General features: G+C 52.0%; 16 protein-coding genes. 13 read left to right on the plus strand and 3 right to left on the minus strand.

The genetic code is table 11. The annotated features are described in order from the left end of the window. The first annotated feature begins 64 nt into the window (after positions 1–64). Positions 65–1321, plus strand: a complete 1257-nt coding sequence (locus MKX63_RS28215; RefSeq protein WP_341021854.1) for a peptidase G2 autoproteolytic cleavage domain-containing protein — start codon at positions 65–67, stop codon at positions 1319–1321. A gap of 106 nt (positions 1322–1427) precedes the next feature. Here the strand turns inward: MKX63_RS28215 and MKX63_RS28220 are convergent, their stop codons facing one another. Continuing rightward, positions 1428–2726, minus strand: coding sequence for an alpha-glucosidase/alpha-galactosidase (locus tag MKX63_RS28220; protein WP_341021855.1), 1299 nt, complete (start codon positions 2724–2726; stop codon positions 1428–1430). Between the two features lie 136 nt (positions 2727–2862). Between MKX63_RS28220 and MKX63_RS28225 the strand changes: the two genes are divergently transcribed. Further along, positions 2863–3753 carry an AraC family transcriptional regulator gene (locus tag MKX63_RS28225; protein ID WP_341021856.1) on the plus strand — a complete coding sequence of 297 codons (891 nt, stop codon included), beginning with the start codon at positions 2863–2865 and terminating at the stop codon, positions 3751–3753. After that, complete coding sequence (locus MKX63_RS28230) at positions 3750–4499, plus strand: AIR synthase related protein (protein WP_341021857.1); 750 nt, start codon at positions 3750–3752, stop codon at positions 4497–4499. The genes MKX63_RS28225 and MKX63_RS28230 overlap by 4 nt, the downstream gene beginning before the upstream one ends. Before the next feature lie 90 nt (positions 4500–4589). On the opposite strand, the gene MKX63_RS28235 is transcribed toward MKX63_RS28230, so the two are convergent. Further along, complete coding sequence (locus tag MKX63_RS28235; RefSeq protein WP_341021858.1) at positions 4590–4763, minus strand: hypothetical protein; 174 nt, start codon at positions 4761–4763, stop codon at positions 4590–4592. Positions 4764–5216: 453 nt separating this feature from the next. Between MKX63_RS28235 and MKX63_RS28240 the strand changes: the two genes are divergently transcribed. The 10 genes from MKX63_RS28240 (at position 5217) to MKX63_RS28285 (ending at position 17387) form a co-directional block, all read left to right on the plus strand. After that, positions 5217–6182 (plus strand): NAD(P)/FAD-dependent oxidoreductase, encoded by a 966-nt coding sequence (locus MKX63_RS28240; protein WP_341021859.1) that lies wholly within the window; start codon positions 5217–5219, stop codon positions 6180–6182. 74 nt (positions 6183–6256) lie between these two features. Beyond that, positions 6257–7681, plus strand: a complete 1425-nt coding sequence (locus tag MKX63_RS28245) for a spore germination protein (protein ID WP_341021860.1) — start codon at positions 6257–6259, stop codon at positions 7679–7681. 34 nt (positions 7682–7715) lie between these two features. Beyond that, the gene (locus MKX63_RS28250) at positions 7716–8819 is read left to right on the plus strand and encodes a GerAB/ArcD/ProY family transporter (protein ID WP_341021862.1); all 1104 of its coding nucleotides are present in this window, start codon (positions 7716–7718) and stop codon (positions 8817–8819) included. An 18-nt stretch (positions 8820–8837) separates the two neighbouring features. Further along, the gene (locus tag MKX63_RS28255; RefSeq protein ID WP_341021864.1) at positions 8838–10016 is read left to right on the plus strand and encodes a Ger(x)C family spore germination protein; all 1179 of its coding nucleotides are present in this window, start codon (positions 8838–8840) and stop codon (positions 10014–10016) included. A 47-nt stretch (positions 10017–10063) separates the two neighbouring features. Then, positions 10064–10282 carry a hypothetical protein gene (locus MKX63_RS28260; protein ID WP_341021866.1) on the plus strand — a complete coding sequence of 73 codons (219 nt, stop codon included), beginning with the start codon at positions 10064–10066 and terminating at the stop codon, positions 10280–10282. A 138-nt stretch (positions 10283–10420) separates the two neighbouring features. Further along, positions 10421–11371 (plus strand): ABC transporter permease, encoded by a 951-nt coding sequence (locus tag MKX63_RS28265; RefSeq protein WP_341021867.1) that lies wholly within the window; start codon positions 10421–10423, stop codon positions 11369–11371. Beyond that, positions 11365–12270 carry a carbohydrate ABC transporter permease gene (locus tag MKX63_RS28270; protein ID WP_341021868.1) on the plus strand — a complete coding sequence of 302 codons (906 nt, stop codon included), beginning with the start codon at positions 11365–11367 and terminating at the stop codon, positions 12268–12270. Before MKX63_RS28265 ends, MKX63_RS28270 begins: the two co-directional genes overlap by 7 nt. Positions 12271–12366: 96 nt before the next feature. Next, positions 12367–13989, plus strand: coding sequence for an extracellular solute-binding protein (locus tag MKX63_RS28275; RefSeq protein ID WP_341021870.1), 1623 nt, complete (start codon positions 12367–12369; stop codon positions 13987–13989). A gap of 102 nt (positions 13990–14091) precedes the next feature. Further along, positions 14092–15558: a response regulator gene (locus MKX63_RS28280; protein ID WP_341021872.1), complete on the plus strand. Its 1467-nt coding sequence runs from the start codon at positions 14092–14094 to the stop codon at positions 15556–15558. Then, complete coding sequence (locus MKX63_RS28285; protein ID WP_341021874.1) at positions 15555–17387, plus strand: cache domain-containing sensor histidine kinase; 1833 nt, start codon at positions 15555–15557, stop codon at positions 17385–17387. The genes MKX63_RS28280 and MKX63_RS28285 overlap by 4 nt, the downstream gene beginning before the upstream one ends. Positions 17388–17726: 339 nt before the next feature. Here the strand turns inward: MKX63_RS28285 and MKX63_RS28290 are convergent, their stop codons facing one another. Continuing rightward, positions 17727–18845, minus strand: a complete 1119-nt coding sequence (locus tag MKX63_RS28290; RefSeq protein WP_341019699.1) for an IS4 family transposase — start codon at positions 18843–18845, stop codon at positions 17727–17729. Between the last annotated feature and the right edge of the window lie 99 nt (positions 18846–18944).

Here is an 18944-nt window from a genome sequence, read left to right on the forward strand (position 1 = left end):
CATCAAGTCCGCAATATTGTGTAGGGCAGGACCATAAAAACCACAATATTAGGAGGAATGGCTTATGGCAGATGAAGGATGCAATCAGACCGCTTCCGGATCTTGCTCACATGCAGAGGGGAACTCCACTACCGCCAGCGGCTTTGCTTCTCATGCCGAGGGGTTTGAGACCACGGCCAGTGCTTCTGCGGCTCATGCGGAAGGGTACCAGACCATTGCATTTTTGGATACGGCCCATGCCGAAGGAAATGGAACACTTGCCACAGCACCGGCCGCACATGCGGAAGGCTACAAGACCTATGCAATCAGTGACGCTGCCCACGCTGAAGGAGGTTTAACTGTTGCTTCCGCACCTCAAGCTCACGCTGAGGGTGCGCAGACGACAGCTTCGGGTGTGGCTTCACATGCGGAAGGTAATCAGAGCACTGCAAGTGGTGATTACGCCCATTCCGAAGGCTACCTGACTGTAGCTTCTGATGGTGCTGCTCATGCAGAAGGCTTCTTCACTCAGGCCAATGGGCTTTCTGCTCATGCAGAAGGTTCGTTCACTGAGGCGAATGCAAACTTTTCTCATGCAGAAGGTTCTTCTACAATTGCAGGTGCTCAGAACTCTCATGCTGAAGGTAATTCTACAGTTGTTCTTGAAGAACACTTTGAAGCTCACATTATGGGTTCCTTTGGTCAGACGTTATACCCCGGTTCCTGGCACTTAGCCAATGGTACTCCAGGCAATCCTGACCTGGCTGCTGTTCTTCAGGGTTCTACCGGAAATTTATACCTTCAAGGCACCGTAATAAATCCTGGGGCGGATTATGCCGAAATGTTTGAAACGGTGGATGGATTGCCGATGGAGCCGGGTTATTTTGTGACCACGGATGGGGAGCGGGTAAGAAGAGCAACGCCGGCAGACAAATATATCTTGGGCGTGGTCAGTGCAAAGCCCTCTGTCCTTGGCGATGCAAGCCCCTTGAACTGGAAAGGCAAATATGAAAGAGATGAATGGGGCAGGGTTAGATATGAAGATCGGGAAGTAGAGGCCGTGACAGACAGCGAGGGCAATGTTCTCGCACCTGCACATTCTGTGAAGGCGGCTGCGGTCAATCCCCAATTCAACCCTTCTCAAAAATATGTGCCGAGGATTGATCGTCCAGAGTGGGTAGCAGTAGGAACCATGGGCAAGCTGCTGGTCCGTGATGATGGAACTTGTCAGGTGAACGGATATTGTCTGGCTGGTGAGAACGGAGTGGCAACCGCTTCTGCAGAAGGCTACCGCGTTCTTGCGAGAACGGCACCTAATCAAATTAAAATTTATGTGAAATAAATGGTTCTGCAAACGAGCGCAGTTCAAAAATATAAGGCAGCAATTCCCCTGTTACGGAGGATTGCTGCCTTTGCTATGGAGGTACCCCTAAAATATAGGCTGGAAATTATTGATACTTCGGCAGCCAGTCACCATGAGCCGCTATCAGATCATCGCACATGCTGACAATGTCGTCCATCGACAGCTCGGCGGCGGTATGCGGGTCCAGCATGGCGGCGTGGTAGATATGGTCCTTTTTGCGGGTCATAGCGGCTTCGATAGTCAGGAGTTGGGTGTTGATATTGGTCCGGTTCAGCGCTGCGCACTGCGGAGGCAGATCGCCCACGAAGGTTGGCGTTACGCCGCTTCTGTCCACGAGGCAAGGCACCTCGACACAGGCTTCGCGCGGCAGATTGGTGATCAGGCCCGTGTTCATCACATTCCCGCCGATCTTGAACGGCACATCCGTCTCCATGGCTTCCAGGATGTAGGAGGCATACTCATGGGAACGCTCATGTGTCAGATCCTGATTATTTACCAGATCTCCGCGCATCTGCTCCCAGTCCTTAATCTGTTCCACACAGCGGCGCGGATATTCGTCCAGCGGAATCTGGAAGCGTTCGATCAGCTCCGGGTAGTTCCGCTTGATGAAGTACGGATGATACTCTGCGTTATGCTCGGAGGACTCGGTAATGTAGTAGCCGAATTTCAGCATCATCTCATAGCGGACCATGTCGTAGTGAGGCTCAAGCTGCTTCGCGGCCGCACGCCGTTTGATCTCCGGGTACAGGTCCTCGCCGTCTTTGGTGACTTCAAGCAGCCAGGCCATGTGGTTGATGCCGGCGATTTTGGCTTGAACCCCTGTCTTGTCAATGCCGAGGTGGTCGAATAATCCAGGGATACACTGCTGCACGCTGTGACAGAGTCCAATAGTATTCACGCCGCCGTAGGTGTTCATGACATTCGTCAGTACGGCCATCGGGTTCGTATAGTTCAGGAACAGCGCATCCGGGCACACCTCACGGATATCCGCTGCAAAATCCAGCATAACCGGAATGGTGCGCAGATTGCGGAAGATGCCGCCAATGCCTACAGTATCTGCAATCGTCTGGCGCAAGCCGTATTTCTTGGGAATCTCAAAATCCGTAATCGTACAAGGATCGTACCCGCCGACCTGAATGGCATTCACTACATATTTGGCACCGCGCAGCGCCTCCTTGCGGTCGGTATACATACTGACGGTACACGTGCTGCCGCTGCTTTTCTTCAGATTCTGGAGCATGCTGGCAGAGTCATTCAGTCGCTGCAGATCGATATCATATAGGGCAAGCTCGAAGCCCTGCAGAGCGGGCGTAGCCATGATATCTCCGAGGACGTTTTTGGCGAATACTGTACTTCCGGCACCGATAAATGTAACTTTAGACATAAGAGTCTAACCTCCTGTTGGTTGTGGGATATTAGGTTTCAGAAGCTTTTTTCGCTTGTTTCATCTATAATCACTATAGAATAGAACCGAAGTTCCGCCTATGGAGAAAGACAAGATAGATATGGAGGAATGTTGCATGAATCCGGATCATTACGAGTTCACTCTGGCCATTAACCTGACGCCTGAGGAGCAGGATATGTCCGTGCTGTTCAGCGGCGAGGGGAGACCGCTTCCCGGACATACCATTGGACCGTCCGTACATGATTTCTACTTAATACATACCGTTCTGGAGGGCGGAGGCCTCTTCGAGTGCGGGATGTTCACGGCCGAGTGCCGGGCGGGAGATACCTTCGTGATTATGCCCGGGTCCTTATTCAGCTATAAGGCTGACCCGGATATTCCGTGGCATTATGCGTGGGTAGCCTTGCAGGGGATCGGTGTTCTGGATCTGCTTAGAGCTGTGGGCATTACCAGGGAGCAGCCCTTTCTGTCTTCCGGCAACGTACCTGAATTGCACAGCTTATATGAACGTATCCGCTTGTCATTCAAGCAATCCGCATATCCGCGGCTGGAGAGTCTGGAGGCGTCAGGCTGGGCACGGCTGCTGCTGCATCAGTTCGGACGGGATAATTTAAGCGCCTTGCCGCCGAATCCGTCCGGGATGCCGGAGATGATCGACCGGCAGATCGACCAGGCGATCCGCTGGATCTCGCTGCAATACCATCAGCAGATCAGCATCGATCATCTCGCGTCCTCGCTCGGCTATCACCGGGTGCATTTATCCAAGGCGTTCAAGCAGCGGACCGGCCTGTCGCCCAAGCAGTTTTTGCTAAAAATCAGAATGGACAAGGCCCGGGAGCTGCTGGGCAGCATGCTGACGATTGAACAAGTGGCCTCTTCCGTCGGCTTCAATGATGCCTTGTATTTCTCCAAGCAATTCCGCAAAGCTGCCGGTATGCCGCCGAGCGAATACCGGGCCGGACTGAGGAACGGGAACGACAAAGATACAGGAGGATCAAACCTATGAAACCGCAAGTTCAGCGAATCCGGGATCTGACTATAGTGCGGAGAGGGGGAGGCCGCTTGCTGGTCATCGGCTGCGATTCCAGCGCGGGCATCGGGAATAAGCCGATGGATGCCGTGCAGACCCCGCCTGCTGTTGCAGGCTATTACGCGGCCAGAGTTGCAGTGATGGAGGTATTGTCTGCGGGGGCGGAGATCTTAACGGTCATCGATACCCTGGCGGTAGAGAAGGAGCCTACAGGAAATGAGATTATCCGGGGCATCTGCAAGCTGCTTGAGGAAGCCGGACTAACTGCTGCACATGTGAACGGCAGCACCGAGGATAATTTCGTGACCTGCCAGACCGGTATCGGAATCACTGTGATCGGGGAGGCGGATGAGACGCAGTTGAAGGTGGGGTGTTCACGTATTGGGGATTGTATCATGATGCTGGGCGAACCGCTGGTCGGAAGCGCTGTTCTGGAGCGGGAAGCAAGCCAGTGTACCATCCGGCAGCTTCAGCTTCTGGCAGCTGCGCCGGAGGTCCATGACATTCACCCGGTCGGCTCTAAGGGAGCAGGATACGAAGCGGAGCTGCTCGCAGAGCTGAACGGCTGCGGCTTCCGGCCGGTGCCTGGAATAGCAGATAAGCTACAGGCATCCGGGGGGCCGGCGACAGCGGTAATTTTTGCGGCAGAGGAATGTAAGATTAGAGAACTTCAGTCCAGAATAGGCGGCAAGATGGAGATTATCGGTTATTTGCAGGCATAACCGGCCTGCGGAAGGTGAATACCGGTGCGAACAAGGCGGATGTGATTAAGCCACCTCTGCCTTGCCGGCAAATGAATGGATATACGTATCTTAATTTCCCGCTTTCTGAGGAATGTCCTGAAACAAGTGGAAAAACAGCAACTGCTGCTCACGGATTGGGCCGTTTCGGGTAAAGTGTAAGTATTTAAGTGCCGTTTTTCCAATTGCTTCTCCAGCGTGGACCATACGTTCCTCAGCAAGTGGAGAAAATCCAACTAAATGCATTCCAGCAAACCTACATATCCCAGTTTCATCCTCTATCCAAGCGCAAAGTTCACTGTCAGCCCCTTGCAGACTGCGGGGTGGTGTGAGCTGGATGTGTACAATCCTTCTATTAATTGTTCAATCAGCAAAAGCCAAGAATCACTGCAATTGACATCATTTAAATTCGAAGTTATTATAGACACACATAGTCTTTAATTGAAGTGATGCAGATGTGTATTACAGATAGGTGATGTAGAGTGGACCATGTAGATTGGCCGGCGCAGATGTTCATTACAGATTGGTAGATACAGCTGTGCAATACAGATTGGCGACACATGTGGACGATGGAGATGCGGGGTCTATTTTTTTGCAATAATCGCAGACTACAGAAGTCTCTAATATCTGCGATAATTGCCCGCCGTCACCCACCCGCACACCACCTAACACCCACCACACACAAGGAGGAATTGCAAAATGAAGAACCTGGAAAACGCTGATGCAGCAGCAAATGTAAATGTATCAGATACAGCGAACGCTGATGTAGTCATTATCGGAGGAGGGCCTGCGGGGCTTAATGCTGCGCTGATGCTGGGCAGGGCACGCAAACAGACTATTGTTATAGATGCGGGACAGCCGCGCAATGCAGTCACCCGGGAAGCGCATGGCTTCCTGACCCGGGACGGGATTGGTCCGTTTGAACTCCGGCGGATTGCCATCGAGCAGCTTCGGGCTTATCCGTCCGTCTCTCATATTGAAGATACCATAACGTCTGTTACTGGCGAGGATGGAGCCTTCCTGCTGGAGACAGCTTCAGGGCTTAAGATTACCAGCAAGAAGCTGCTGTTCGCCGCAGGCATGAAGGATCGCAGGCTGGACATTCCGGGACTTGCCGAGGTGTACGGGAAAAGCGCCTTTGTCTGTCCGTACTGCGATGGCTGGGAATTAAGAGATCAGCCGCTGGTGGTCATCAGCAGAGGGGCTGCACTCATGCATCTGGCACCTTTGTTATACGGTTGGACGAAGCAGTTCGCGGTCTGCACGAATGGACCCGATGAGCTCACAGAAGCGGAACGCGAGGAATTGCGAGCTCACGATATCCCATTATACGATGCCCCGATTCGTGAGATTTCATCCATTGAGGGCATGGTTAACCATGTGAAGCTTATGGATGGAACAGAGATTCCTTGTACAGGCATCTTCTTCCGGCCCGAGCTTGCTCCGGGAACGGATCTGCCGCAAACCCTTGGCTGCCGGATATCCGAGCAGGGTATCCTGGAGGTTGGCGAGTCCGGTCAGACCAGCGTACCCGGAATATACGCTGCCGGGGATGCCGCCACAATGATGCATCAGTCCATAGCTGCTGCCGCATCGGGCGCGCTGGCTGCTGCTGCGGTGAATGGCGAATTGAACCGGGAAGCCTGGAAGGCCGGGCTTGCATAATTTCCCCCCCGATAGTACAGGATAACATTACTATGAATATGAAATTCAAAGGGTAGAGCAGGGAGGAAGTATAGATGAATACTGCAACAGAAGCAGAACCGGAGACCCGGCTGATCCCGCTGCTGGCAGAGAATGAACTGTTTTTGCGCGGAGTTTTTGATGGCTGTGAGGATGTCGTGTTCCATTCGTTCCAGACAATTCATCGTACTTCCGCGCTCTGTGTATACTGTACAGGATTATGTGATACGGAGCGGTTAGAGCAGCAATTGCTGGTACCGCTGGAGCAGACCGGCCTTGCAGTTGAACCGGCAGTGGAATGGTCTGCAGAGGTTCCGGTCGCCTCGATTCACCGGATTAGAACCGTAGAACAAGCCGTTACAGCGATTCTGGACGGTGAAGCTGTGCTGTTGCTGGACGGCCAGGCTTCGGGTAAAGGCTATCCGTTATACAAGGTCCCCACCCGGACCCCCGAAGAACCGGCGGCTGAATCCACTGTGCGCGGTGCCCGTGACGGCTTCACAGAAGCTCTGGCTACGAATCAGTCTCTATTGCGTATGCGGCTTAAGACGCCAGCACTGAAGCTGCACTCTTGCACTATTGGAGAGTACAGTAATACGAAGGTCACCCTCGTGTATGTGGAAGGCATTATCCAGCCGGGACTGGTCACTGAAGTCAACAAACGGCTAAGCCGGCTGAATATTAAGGATGTGCTGGAGAGCCAGTATATTGAACAGGGCATCATTGACCAGCCTTTTTCGCCGTTTCCGCAGATGATTGCCACGGAGCGCCCGGATGTGGTGGTCTCCAATTTGCTGGAGGGCCGGTTTGCACTGCTGATTGACGGGACGCCCTTCAGTCTGATTGCCCCGGTCAACATGTTCTCCATGCTCCAATCCCCGGAGGATTACTACGAGAATATTTACATGAGTATTTTTGTCCGCTGGCTCCGGTATATCTTCTATGCCTTGTCGCTCCTGCTCCCCTCAGCTTACGTAGCTATCACCACCTTCCATCAGGAGATGATCCCGACCGTGCTGCTGCTGAGCATCGCGCGGGCGAGAGAGGAGATTCCTTTTCCGGCTCTGGTGGAAGCGCTCATTATGGAAATCGCATTCGAGGCGCTGCGGGAGGCCGGCGTCCGGCTGCCAAAGCAGATAGGTTCCGCCGTAAGTATCGTGGGTGCATTAATTATAGGCCAGGCTGCGACCACTGCGGGAATTGTCTCTGCTCCGATGATCATTATTGTAGCGATCACGGGTATTGCTTCCTTCATGGTTCCGCGTTATTCAGCCAGTATCGCAACCCGGCTGCTGCGCTTCCCTATGATGATTCTGGCAGGCACGCTGGGGCTGATCGGCGTTATGCTCGGCATCATCCTGGTGGTGATTCATCTCAGCAGTCTGCGTTCGTTCGGCAGGCCCTATCTGTCACCGGCAGCTCCGACGTTCAGCAAGGCCTTGAAGGATGTGTTGTGGATCTCCCAGCCACGGAGCAAATGACGGCAGCCGGATTTCACCAGAGAAGGGGATTCTTATGTTGACTGACAAAGGGAAAATATCGGTTACCCAGCTGGCCTTTCTGGTCTTTCCCTCCATTCTCGCTACAGCTATTCTGTCTGTCCCCGGGATCACCATGCATTATGCGGGGCATGATATGTGGTTATCGCCCATCCTGGGCTCACTGATTGGAGTAACGGTCATAGGGATCTCGCTTGGCTTGAACCGGCTGTATCCCGGAAAGACCATTATGCAGTCCAGCCTGTTGATCGCGGGGTGGCTGCCGGGCAAGCTGATCGGACTGGGCTTTCTGCTTTTTTTGCCCCATTTGAACGGACTGGTTATTCTGGAATACGGCGAGTTCATTGTGAATAATGCACTTCCCAAGACGCCGCTGCTTGTCACTATGGGGACGATGGTTGCAGTCTGTGCGATTAATGTGAGGCGGGGCATTGAGATAGTCAGCCGGACCGCGCAGGTGTTCGTCACACTGGTGGTGGTGATGCTCTGCCTGATCTTTGTGCTCCTGATCCGTGAGCTTCATCCCCCCGAGCTGCTTCCGTTCATGGAGAACGGGCTGGTTCCCGTCATCAAAGGCTCGGTAGCCCCGTCGGCATGGTTCAGCGAATATATTGTGCTGGCCTTCCTGTTGCCATACGTCAACAATAAGAAACATCTGGGCCGGACGATGTTCGCCTCGCTGGCCGCAACGACACTGGCGATGACCGCGACGAATCTGTTCTGCCTGCTGCTGATGGGCGATTTAACAGACAGCTTTACTTTTCCGGTGATGATTGCTGCACGTTACATTACGATCGCCGATTTCCTGCAGCATATAGAGGCGCTAATTATTGCCATCTGGATCTTCGGGATCTTTGTCAAAATCTCTGTCTTTCTCTATATCTTCGCCGCCTCTGCAGCCGAATGGTTCGGGCTGGACGATTATAAGCCGCTGGTCATTCCGCTCGCCTTCGTAAGCATGGTGTTCTCTTACTGGGTAGTAACCGGCGCTGCGGGGGCGGCTGCGCTTGTCAGTGCTTCGGCTAACATATATACAATGATGTTCCTGGTGGCGCTTCCTGCCGCAATTTATGGACTGGCTCTGCTGAAGAAGGGCTTGAAGCTTCTAAGTAAAGGCTGAAGATAAGGAGGGAGGACAATGCGGGGCTTCAGAGCCATGGTTATGCTTCTGCTAAGCAGCATGCTGCTTAGCGGATGCTGGGACCGGACGGAGATCAATGACTTGGCGATCGTGCTGGCTACCGGCGTGGATTACAAGGACGGCCAGGCGCAATTGACGGCCCAGATCTTCATTCCGCGAAAAGGAAGCGGCGGCTCGGAGAGCGGCGGGGCAGGCGAGAGCGCAAGCGGAGTCACCATGACCCGCACTGCTGAAGGCGTGAACATTGCGGAAGCCTTGAACCGGCTGCAGCGGAAGGTCGCACGCCATATGTTCTGGGGCCACTGTGAGGTCATTGTGATCAGTGAAGAGGCAGGGAAAAAGGGATTACGTGAATATGTTGATTTCTTCCTCCGTTATCCGCAGTTCCGAGAACACGCGTATATCTTCTCCAGCCTGGATTCCGCCAAGGATATTCTTGCCCTGCTGGACCCGCTGGAGCGGAGCTCCTCCGAATCTCTCAGGGAAATGGCGAATATGAACCTTGGCACGCGTGTGACTCTGCTGGAATTGGCCCAAGACATTCAAGGAGCCAGCGGTTCGGCCGTCCTAACCCGTATTCTGATTGCTCCCCCGGAACCGAATGATGGCCCGAATGCGACAACACCCTCACTTAAAGGGTTAAGCTTGTATAAGCACGGACGTTATTCCCTCACGGTAAAAGAGCCGGTTAGCCTGGGAGTATTGCTCATGCTTAACGAGCTGGATAATATTATTATCCCTGTATCTCTGGAGGGTGAGGGAGGCTCCTTCTCAATTCTGTCTAAACAAATCACCACCATGCTGAAGCCAAGCATCGTCAATGGGGAATGGAAGATGAAGGTCCGGATTGTCGCGAGCGGAGAGGTCGTTCTGAATACAACGGATGCCAATCTGACTGATCCGGCGAAGGTGAAGGCGCTGAAGCAGGCATGGCTGGAGAAGCTGAAGGAGTTCGCCGGTCAAGCCCTCCATATGTCGCAAAAAGAGCAGCAGACCGACTTTTACAGATTCGCCGATTCCTTCCGCAAGCAATACCCGCAGGAGTGGAAGGCAAAGAAGGACCAGTGGGAGGCTATGTATCCCGGGTTGAAGGTTGAGGTATCTGTCAAGACGAGCATTACCGGCAACGGAAGATCAACCGGGCCTCAAGGCATACCGGAGCAATCGTCTGACTGACAGAGGCTGCGCCTGAATTCCAGCAACCATACAAGGATGTGGGAAGCATGAAAATGGCAATAATTATAGCGATTCTGCTGCTGGCATGCGGGATCATTATTTTTGAATTCCGGGGCAGTAAGGACAAGAAGGCAAGAAAGGTTATTGCAGGCATTACTTTTGGGGCGGCGGGCCTTACCATTCTGCTGCTTTTTCAACCAGGATTACCGGGTCCCACTGAGCTGGTGAAGCTGTTGTTCGGCAGAATCGATCTGATTATGAAATGAAGCCTAAGGCAGCTCCTTCACGGGGCTGTCTTTTAAGTTTTTACCAAATTCATTTAAGCGATTACATTTTTTAATTCCCCCGGGTGACTATAATGAAAAACAAGAGAGCTCCTTAATACAGCCGGAGGGATGGGAGAAATGAAAGCGGTTTTAAACAATCAGCAAGATCAAATCGGACTCACGCGACAACACACCTTTTGGCTCAGGATCAGGAGAGATGCCTTACTCTACATCCTTTTGCTGCTGCCACTCCTGTACATTGCCATTTTTAAATATGCCCCGATTTACGGCTTGATTATGGCGTTTCAGGATTACAATATTTTTCAGGGGACGAGTGGAAGCGAATGGGTGGGACTGGATGTGTTCCGGTTTATTTTTCAGCAGGACAGCTTCTACCGTGCCCTCAAAAATACGCTGGTTCTGAATGTGCTGGATTTAGTGGCAGGCTTCCCGGCCCCGATTATCCTGGCGATTCTGCTTAACGAGGTCCGCTTGCCCCGGTTCAAGAAATTAACGCAGACGATTCTCTATCTGCCTCACTTCATGTCCTGGGTGATTATCGGCGGGATTGTCTACCTGATGTTCTCGAACAGCGGGATGGTTAATCTTTTTCTGGATAGCCTGGGCCTGTCAAAAATTGAATTCCTGTCGCAGAAGACCCCTTGGCTGGTCACGTATATTACGGTGGGGGTATGGCAGAACATCGGGTGGGGGACGATTATTTATCTCGCGGCGATTACCGGCATCAACAAGGAGCTGTATGAAGCGTCCGATATGGACGGCTGCAGCAGACTCCGCAAAATGTGGCATATTACACTGCCCGGCATTAAATCTACGATTAACATTCTGCTGATTCTTCAGATTGGCCGAATGGTATCGATCGGGTTCGACCGCCCGTTTGTAATGGGGAATTCACTGGTCAGCGAATATTCCGATGTCATCAGCACCTTCGTGTACAGAGTCGGTATCAGCTCGGGAGACTTCTCCCAGGCAACGGCCGTCGGGCTGTTCCAGTCTGTGGTAGGTCTGACCCTGCTGATCGGTGCCAACTATATTGCGAAGAAATTGGGTGAGGATGGGATATGGTGAGAGCGGCAAGCACGATACGAACCAGAAGGATTGGCCGGAAAAAAAGTGTAGCAGATATTGCGATTATAGTCTTTATTGTGGCTTTGTCGTTCACCTGCATTGTCCCGTTCTTATACATGATAGCGCTATCATTCAGCTCCAACGAAGCGATTGTCTCGCAAAAGGTAAGCTTATGGCCGGTAGACTTCACTGTAGATACGTACAAGACGATTCTGAGCGATGCCGATATGCTGTATACGCTGGGCTATAGTATTGTCCTGACGATTTTTTACACCGTGGTGTGCATGTTCCTGACCATCTGTGCGGCGTATCCATTGACGAAAAAGCGGCTATGGGGGAGAAACTTCCTGCTGTCCGCGCTGGTCTTCACAATGTATTTCAGCGGCGGTCTGATTCCTTCCTATATCCTGATCAAGAACCTGGGGATGATGGACACGATATGGAGTCTGGTGCTTCCAGGTGCGATGAGTGTATTTAATCTGATTATCCTGAAAACCTTCTTCAGCTCTCTTCCCGAGAGTCTGGAGGAATCAGCGTCCATTGACGGGTGCTCGGATCTGGGGATTCTTCTGCGGATTGTGCTGCCTCTCTCGCTGCCATCGATTGCCACCTTAAGCCTCTTCTATGCTGTGGACCGGTGGAACGGATTCCAGGATGCCTTATTCTATATTACCAAAAAAGAGCTCTATCCCATGCAGCTCAAGCTCTACCAGATCATCTCAGCCAACCAGCAGCTCGACAGCCAGCAGGGCGGCGAGGGGAGTGTCGGCTCGTTCATTGTGCCGGAGTCGCTGAAGGCCGCAAGCGTCATGTTCACCACCATTCCGATTCTGCTGATCTATCCCAAGCTGCAGAAGTATTTCGTAGACGGTGTAATGACAGGCGCGATCAAGGGCTGATGCAGTACACTCCAGGGAAGGGGGAATGCTTGGCTGGCGGAAGTTGAAGCTGCCTGGGCAAGGAAGCTATAATCTGGATTACTATCATGATAAGAGATGAAAGGGTGGTATACCGTGAAGACAGGCATCAAGAAAATATCGGCCGTTCTGTGCAGCACCGTGCTGCTGGCCGGCGTTGCAGCGGGCTGCGGGGAAAGTGACAAAGAGAGCAAAGAGACAGCCGCGCCGGAGTCGTCGAGTGCAGCAAAGTCCCCTTCTGATCCTCCTGCAAAGCTTACAGTGGAGGTATTCGACAGAGGGGTTCAGGGCCAGCCGGATCTGAATAATAATTTCTGGACGAAATATGTGAATGAGCATTTCGGCAAGGCGAATAACGCCATTGTTGAATATGTACCGGTTCCCCGGTCCCAGGAGGTAGATAAGCTGAACGTATTAATGGCTGCAGGCCAGGCTCCGGACATCTCCTTCACCTATGACGGGACGCTGGTCACCCGCTTTGCCAAAAGCGACGGCCTCTACACGCTCGACGAGCTGCTGGAGAGCCACGGCCAGCAATTGAAGGCTTATCTTGGGGAGAATGTTCTCGCTTACGGCAAATATAACGACAAGCAGGTATCCATTCCGGGTAAGCGTACCCTGCTGGCCTGGAACGGGATGTTCATCCGTAAGGATTGGCTCGACAAGCTCGGGATGCCGCTTCCGACCAATAGAGATGAGTTATACAATACACTGGTAGCCTTCCGCGACAAGAATCCGGGCAATGTGAACGGCGTCATTCCTTGGGCAACGGCGGCAGCGGGCATGAACTACACCTTCGGCAACCTGGTTCAATCCTTCTGGGGACAGATGTCAGAGGAGGAATTCGTCACCACGCCAAACTGGCTGAAGCAGGGCAACAAGGATGCGTATAAATGGCTGAATAAGCTGTATAATGAGAAGCTGATCAGCCCCGATTTTGCCCTGGACAAAACCACCAAGCAGGCGGATGCCGATGTGACCAACGGCAAGGTCGGCTTCTATGCCGCCAACTGGGATTATCCGATGACCCAGAAAATCCGTGTTCCGCTGAAGCAAAACTCGCCGGATGCCCACTATGTTCCGGTGGATACCTTCAAGAATGCCGAAGGCAAATACCTCAAAGAGGTATATAATGAGAACGGGATCTTCTCCTTCATTCCCAAAAGCAGCAAAAATGCGGAGCTGGCGGTCAAATATCTGAACTGGATGGCGGACCCGGAGGTGATGTTCTTCCTGCAGTTTGGTGAAGAAGGCGTTCACCATACGCTGAAAGACGGCATCCCGCAAGGGATTGCACAGACCGGCGAGAAAATGCAGATGAGTAATTTGAACATGGACTATACGATGATTGTTAACGGCGCTGAGCTGGGCGACACCGAAAAGAACGTCAAAACCTATGCCGCAGCTCTGGCCTCCGGGGATACGCAGTATGAGGAGCTCGCGATGGAATCGTATAAAATTAATACTACAGACGGCTATTCCTCCTTCTATTACGGGGTGCCGAACGAAGCCAATATTAAGTACGGCAAGACGCTGGGCGATATGAACAAGCAGATGATTGACCGGCTGATCGTTGCCAAGGCGGCCGAGTTCGATGCCTTGTACGAAAAGCTCGTGAAGGAGTATATGGACGCCGGCGGTAAGGCGGTTCAGGATGAGAATGTGAAGAACTACAGGGAAGTCAAAGCAAATACCAAATAAATCTTGAAATACGGATAAACCACGACGATGATAAGAAGTGGTTTATCCGCATTTCGTTTGCCGGGTAAGCTCAGATGAATTCACAGGTTCAGGAGGACATCCATGTACAAGGTCATTATTGTAGATGATGAGTCGTGGGCGATTAGAGGGATCAGCAATGCCTTTGACTGGGAGCAGTATGGCTTTGAAATCTCGGGACAATTCACAAGTGCCTCCCAGGCGTGGGAAGCCATCGCCTTGCAGGAGCCGGATCTGGTAGTTACAGATATCCGGATGCCGGAGATTTCCGGGCTCGATCTGATGAAGCGTGCCAAAGCGCAGGGCATAGACACGGAATTCGTCATTATAAGCGGGTATGCGGAATTTGAATATGCCCAGGAAGCACTGCGCTTCGGGGCCTTGGATTATTTCCTGAAGCCGCTGGATGTGGATATGACCGATTCGTTCCTGGCGAAGCTCGCCCTGCACTTCTCCCGGCGAAGTGCGGCGCGCAATCACCTTCTGTTGGATGCGCTTACCTCGGCAGATGAAGAGGAGATCAAGCGCTGCCTTCCTGCCGGCATGAGTGCAGGCTGCTGTCAGGTGCTTGCTGTCCATTATGAGGCAGAGCGGCCGAAGCCGGCTGAACTGCTGAGACTGGACGGGCGGCCGGTTCATGTGCTGGTGGTAGAGAACGGAGCAAGCACCCTGCTGGCGGTTCTGATCACAGAGCAGGAGAGTGAGCTGAAAGGAATTACGGATGAATGGCCTGCGGCCGCGGGCAGCCCGGATCTTCCTGTTGTAGGGATCAGCAGCATCGGCAGCGGGCTTAAGCAGATCGGCAAGCTGATCAAGGAAGCCGAGCTGGCGGCCTCCCGGGTATTCGTGGATGAAGCTTCCGGCACGGTTCACTATAATCCCAAGCTGCCCTTGGTGAAGCCCTGTATAGATGAGCTGCATTCTATAGTTCATGGTAATCAATACGACAGCATTGAGACATACACCCTGGGCTTACAGGAATACTTCAGGCTTCATCAGCTGGGCATGAGCGAGGTTGTCTACCTATGGAATCAGGCTGTCGGACTTCTGACGAACGCTTATTCAGAGGAGCTCAGGGACATGGAGCTTGAATTCCTGAATTATGCCGAGCTGAAGGAGCGGTTCGAGGACCTGGAGTCGCTGTGCAGCTTCCTGCATGACGTTCTTACCGTAATCCGGCAGGGGAACAGCCGTGCTTTGCAGGAAGGGGATATCCTCTCCTGCTTCAACCGGATGGTGGCCTATATCGACCGGAATTATGAGCAGAAGCTGTATCTGAAGGAGCTGTCGGTCCAATTTTTCATCAATCAGGTGTATTGCTGCCAATTGTTCAAGAAGAATCTGGGCAAAACCTTCTCTGAATATGTGGCTGACCTGAGGATCAGGAAAGCGCGCGGGCTTTTGCAGCAGACAGACCTGTCCATTGAGAGCATTGCCATCCAGTCCGGTTATTTAGATTACTATTACTTCAATAAGGTGTTCAAGAAGCACTGCGGGATGACGCCCGCCAAATTCAGGAAAAGGGAAGCCGAACGGAGCCGCAGGCCATGAAGACCCGCAAGGTGAAATTGAAGCATCAGCTATGGCTGTTCTTTTGCTGCTCCATTGTTATATTCACTGTGATGGAATTTTACTTCTTCTATAATTTCTCAGCGCTTACTCAAAAGAGGGCGGTCACGTATAGCAACCAGATGATAGAGCAGACCCGCCGCAAAATTGATTCTGTATTCAATGATATCCGGATCAGTACCGGCTTCGCGGTCAACAGCAAGCTGATTCAGGAATTCACTATAGCCGATGATGATTACAAAAGGGCGTTCGACAGCGCTCCCTATGCTCTGGATCTGATGGAATATATGCGGTCCTTCAATTCCTATGTGAACGGCATCATGATCAATGACCTCCAGGGAAGACGGCTCTCCAGCGAGGATTCTGCAAGCGGCGATATTTTTTATATCAACCTGTATGACAGCTTTATCCGCCCGTACAAGAACGATCCTGCGCTTCGGCAGAAGGGGAAGTTCACTGCTATTCTGAAGGATGACCGGACAGGAACGGAACAATTCTTCTATATTGCTCCGATTGTGGAGTCCATCGGCGGTGTTCATTTCTCACAGATTACGGGCTACTGCATGGTGATGGTCAATATGGATAAAATGCAGGGGCTGGTCGCAAATACGGAATTAACGGAGAACTCCACCTTGTCCATCCTGAATAACCGGGACGAGGTGGTGGCCTCCACCAATTCCTATGCGCGGGGCAATGTGATCAAAGATGTGCTGTCTATGGATAAGAACCATTTGCTTAACGGGGTAAAGGCAACGATTGACGGCAAGGAGGTCCTCATTCAGGTGAAGGGGCTGGAGCAGGCTGACGGGTGGCGGGTGGTCAGTATGATCCCGGTGCAGGAACTCACTGCTGATATGATCCCCATGCGCAGGGTCAGCATTATTGTGGGGATTGGCATCATTGTCAGCATGATCCTAACCGGCAGCTTCTTCATGAGCAATCTGATGCGTCCCCTGATGGGGCTGGTCATGGATATGAAGAAGGTGGCCGGGCGGGACAGAGGCTTCCGGATCAAAGTCAGGTTCACTAACGAGGTAGGCCTGCTGGCCCAGGATATTAACCGGATGATGGATGAGATGGACGAAATGACGCGGGAGATGTTCAATACCCAGGCCAGATTGTACGAATCCGAGCTGAGCCAGAAGCAGGCGGAGTTCTCTGCCCTGCAGAGCCAGATTAACCCCCATTTCCTCTATAACACGCTGAATTGTATCAGCAGCATCGGACTGGAGTACGGAAGCCGGGAGATTGCGCAAATTACGTACTGCATGTCCAAGATCTTCCGCTACAGCATCAAGAAGGATGATCTTGTGCAGATTCGTGAAGAGGTGGACTGCATCCAAGCTTACATGAAGATTATCCTGATCCGCTACGAGAATAAATTCTCGCTGGCGCTTGATGTGGAGGAGAGCTTGCTGGGGCTGCAGACCCCTAAGATGATTCTCCAGCCCATCGTGGAGAATTCGGTCTATCACGGGCTGGAGCGGATGGATCAGGGCGGAAGCCTTCAGATTACCGGGAGCGTGGATGAGCGCGGGGATGTGTGCTTCCGCATCACGGATACCGGCAGGGGGATGGAGCCGGAGGAGCTGGCCGCCCTTCAGTCCAAGCTTGGCCTGGAGCAGAACGGGCTGGCTCTGACCGGCCAATCGGCACAGGGCATCGGGCTGCTGAATATCCATAACCGGCTGCGCCATCTGTTCGGAGAAGGCTACGGACTTACCGTTGACAGCCGGTTAGGCTATGGGACAACCGTGAACGTGAAGATTCCGAAGCTTCCGGGCAGCAGCAGCACGCTTCCGGACAAGTAGATTAATAGTAAGTGCGTGCGGATCAGATCAGGGTGCCTCCGTTAAACGGGAGGTGCCCTGTTTGGCTGTGTGGAGAGGGCTTAGCCTCATACCGCCTCTGTACCGGAGGAAGGCCTCTGGATGATTCAGGCGGGAAGGGGAAAATAGTTCGATTTAGTCCACCTTCTGATAGAGTTACAGCCCACCCGGACGCATTAGTTGGATAAACAGCACTTACTCAAGCGCTATTTACTTAAAGTGCCTGAATCCGTGAGCAGCAGTTGCTCTTTTTCCACTTGTTCCCCTGCAATCGCCAGAAGTCGAGAAATTAAGCTGCATTTATCTAAGCCTGTTGATTACCTATATTTTGGTGATAATGTCAGTGGAATGGGCTAAGTAAATCCTCCACTCCACAGGTAGCTTTTGCAGCGTAAATAACCGATCAAACTCGGCGAACGTTAATCTAGCGCTAACATGCACAGTACTATTTCCCTGCTCAAACAGAAACTTTAGCAACACATAAACCAATAAAGCCACATATAGCTGTCCATATACTGCATTTTCTGTGGTTCCAAACAGTTTGGGAATGTTTAAATGCTGCTTGATCCAACGAAAGAAAACTTCAATCTGCCAACGTTTTTTATAGATGTTTGCTATGGCTTCTGGGGAGTGCCAATGCAAATTTGTTGCAAGAATGACGGGATTCCCTTTGGGATCTTTAAGAATCACCACCCGAAACCGATTCTTGGTGAGTGCCTTAACCTTTCCTAATTGACACGTCAAATCTTGCTCGATACTTCCCTCAAATGGGCGATTTCGTAAACGCGGGATCGGATGTACGAGTGTGGTATTATCCTTGAGGCGAATCACAAAATATTGCCGCTCTTTCTTCTCTTGATAGCTGTCAAACAGCCCGTGCTTCCCGTAAGCGCGGTCTGCTACCAAAATATATAGGCTGTCCAGCAGGAATGCACAGCTGTTTAAATCATGCTCTAACCCCGTGGTCTCCGTCACTTTGTGCAATTCATTCGAGTCCCCAAGTAATCCGACATGCAGCTTAACGCCTGCTTTTTGGCCTTTGATGGGAGCCCAAGGCAGTCGGCCGAGACCGACCGAAATGGTGGTAGAATCCACGATTAACAGCTCTTTTGGGATACCGAGTACGCGCTTCGTTTTCCGATTACACAGCCCTATCATGAGATTCAATAGACGCTTAAATAATTGAAAGTGAACCCCTTTGGCCTTTTTAGAAAGCGTTGAGTAATTCACCGCACGTTGCCCATACAGGGACATCCGTTCTGCGCCGTCCCGGTATCCGTCCCACTGCTGGAACGCAGCTTCAGCTAAAAACAAAAACAAATCATAAACGGTAAACTTACGCGCAACGTCAACATACTTTATTTCTTTTAAGATCGGTTTTAATTGTTCCTCGGGAATCAATAATTGCAGAATATTTGAAATTGAAGTAGACTTTTTCATGAGGTCGCCTCGTTTCGGATGTTTGTAGGGGTACAAACACTTTAACGAATCAGCGGCCTTTTTGCTACCTTTTTTTGGGTAATCAACAGGCTTAGCATT

Origin of the sequence: Paenibacillus sp. FSL R7-0179 (assembly GCF_038002265.1) — a bacterium.
Classification (GTDB): Bacteria; Bacillota; Bacilli; order Paenibacillales; family Paenibacillaceae; genus Paenibacillus_AQ.

Excerpts from the sequence above, each read along its gene's own strand:
- MKX63_RS28255 (WP_341021864.1), top strand. The coding sequence starts at position 8,838 with ATGCGGGGCTTCAGAGCCATGGTTATGCTTCTGCTAAGCAGCATGCTG.
- MKX63_RS28270 (WP_341021868.1), top strand. The coding sequence starts at position 11,365 with ATGGTGAGAGCGGCAAGCACGATACGAACCAGAAGGATTGGCCGGAAA.
- MKX63_RS28260 (WP_341021866.1), top strand. The coding sequence starts at position 10,064 with ATGAAAATGGCAATAATTATAGCGATTCTGCTGCTGGCATGCGGGATC.
- MKX63_RS28240 (WP_341021859.1), top strand. The coding sequence starts at position 5,217 with ATGAAGAACCTGGAAAACGCTGATGCAGCAGCAAATGTAAATGTATCA.
- MKX63_RS28230 (WP_341021857.1), top strand. The coding sequence starts at position 3,750 with ATGAAACCGCAAGTTCAGCGAATCCGGGATCTGACTATAGTGCGGAGA.
- MKX63_RS28280 (WP_341021872.1), top strand. The coding sequence starts at position 14,092 with ATGTACAAGGTCATTATTGTAGATGATGAGTCGTGGGCGATTAGAGGG.
- MKX63_RS28235 (WP_341021858.1), bottom strand. The coding sequence starts at position 4,763 with ATGCATTTAGTTGGATTTTCTCCACTTGCTGAGGAACGTATGGTCCAC.
- MKX63_RS28290 (WP_341019699.1), bottom strand. The coding sequence starts at position 18,845 with ATGAAAAAGTCTACTTCAATTTCAAATATTCTGCAATTATTGATTCCC.
- MKX63_RS28215 (WP_341021854.1), top strand. The coding sequence starts at position 65 with ATGGCAGATGAAGGATGCAATCAGACCGCTTCCGGATCTTGCTCACAT.
- MKX63_RS28245 (WP_341021860.1), top strand. The coding sequence starts at position 6,257 with ATGAATACTGCAACAGAAGCAGAACCGGAGACCCGGCTGATCCCGCTG.
- MKX63_RS28250 (WP_341021862.1), top strand. The coding sequence starts at position 7,716 with ATGTTGACTGACAAAGGGAAAATATCGGTTACCCAGCTGGCCTTTCTG.
- MKX63_RS28275 (WP_341021870.1), top strand. The coding sequence starts at position 12,367 with ATGAAAGGGTGGTATACCGTGAAGACAGGCATCAAGAAAATATCGGCC.
- MKX63_RS28265 (WP_341021867.1), top strand. The coding sequence starts at position 10,421 with ATGAAAGCGGTTTTAAACAATCAGCAAGATCAAATCGGACTCACGCGA.
- MKX63_RS28225 (WP_341021856.1), top strand. The coding sequence starts at position 2,863 with ATGAATCCGGATCATTACGAGTTCACTCTGGCCATTAACCTGACGCCT.
- MKX63_RS28285 (WP_341021874.1), top strand. The coding sequence starts at position 15,555 with ATGAAGACCCGCAAGGTGAAATTGAAGCATCAGCTATGGCTGTTCTTT.
- MKX63_RS28220 (WP_341021855.1), bottom strand. The coding sequence starts at position 2,726 with ATGTCTAAAGTTACATTTATCGGTGCCGGAAGTACAGTATTCGCCAAA.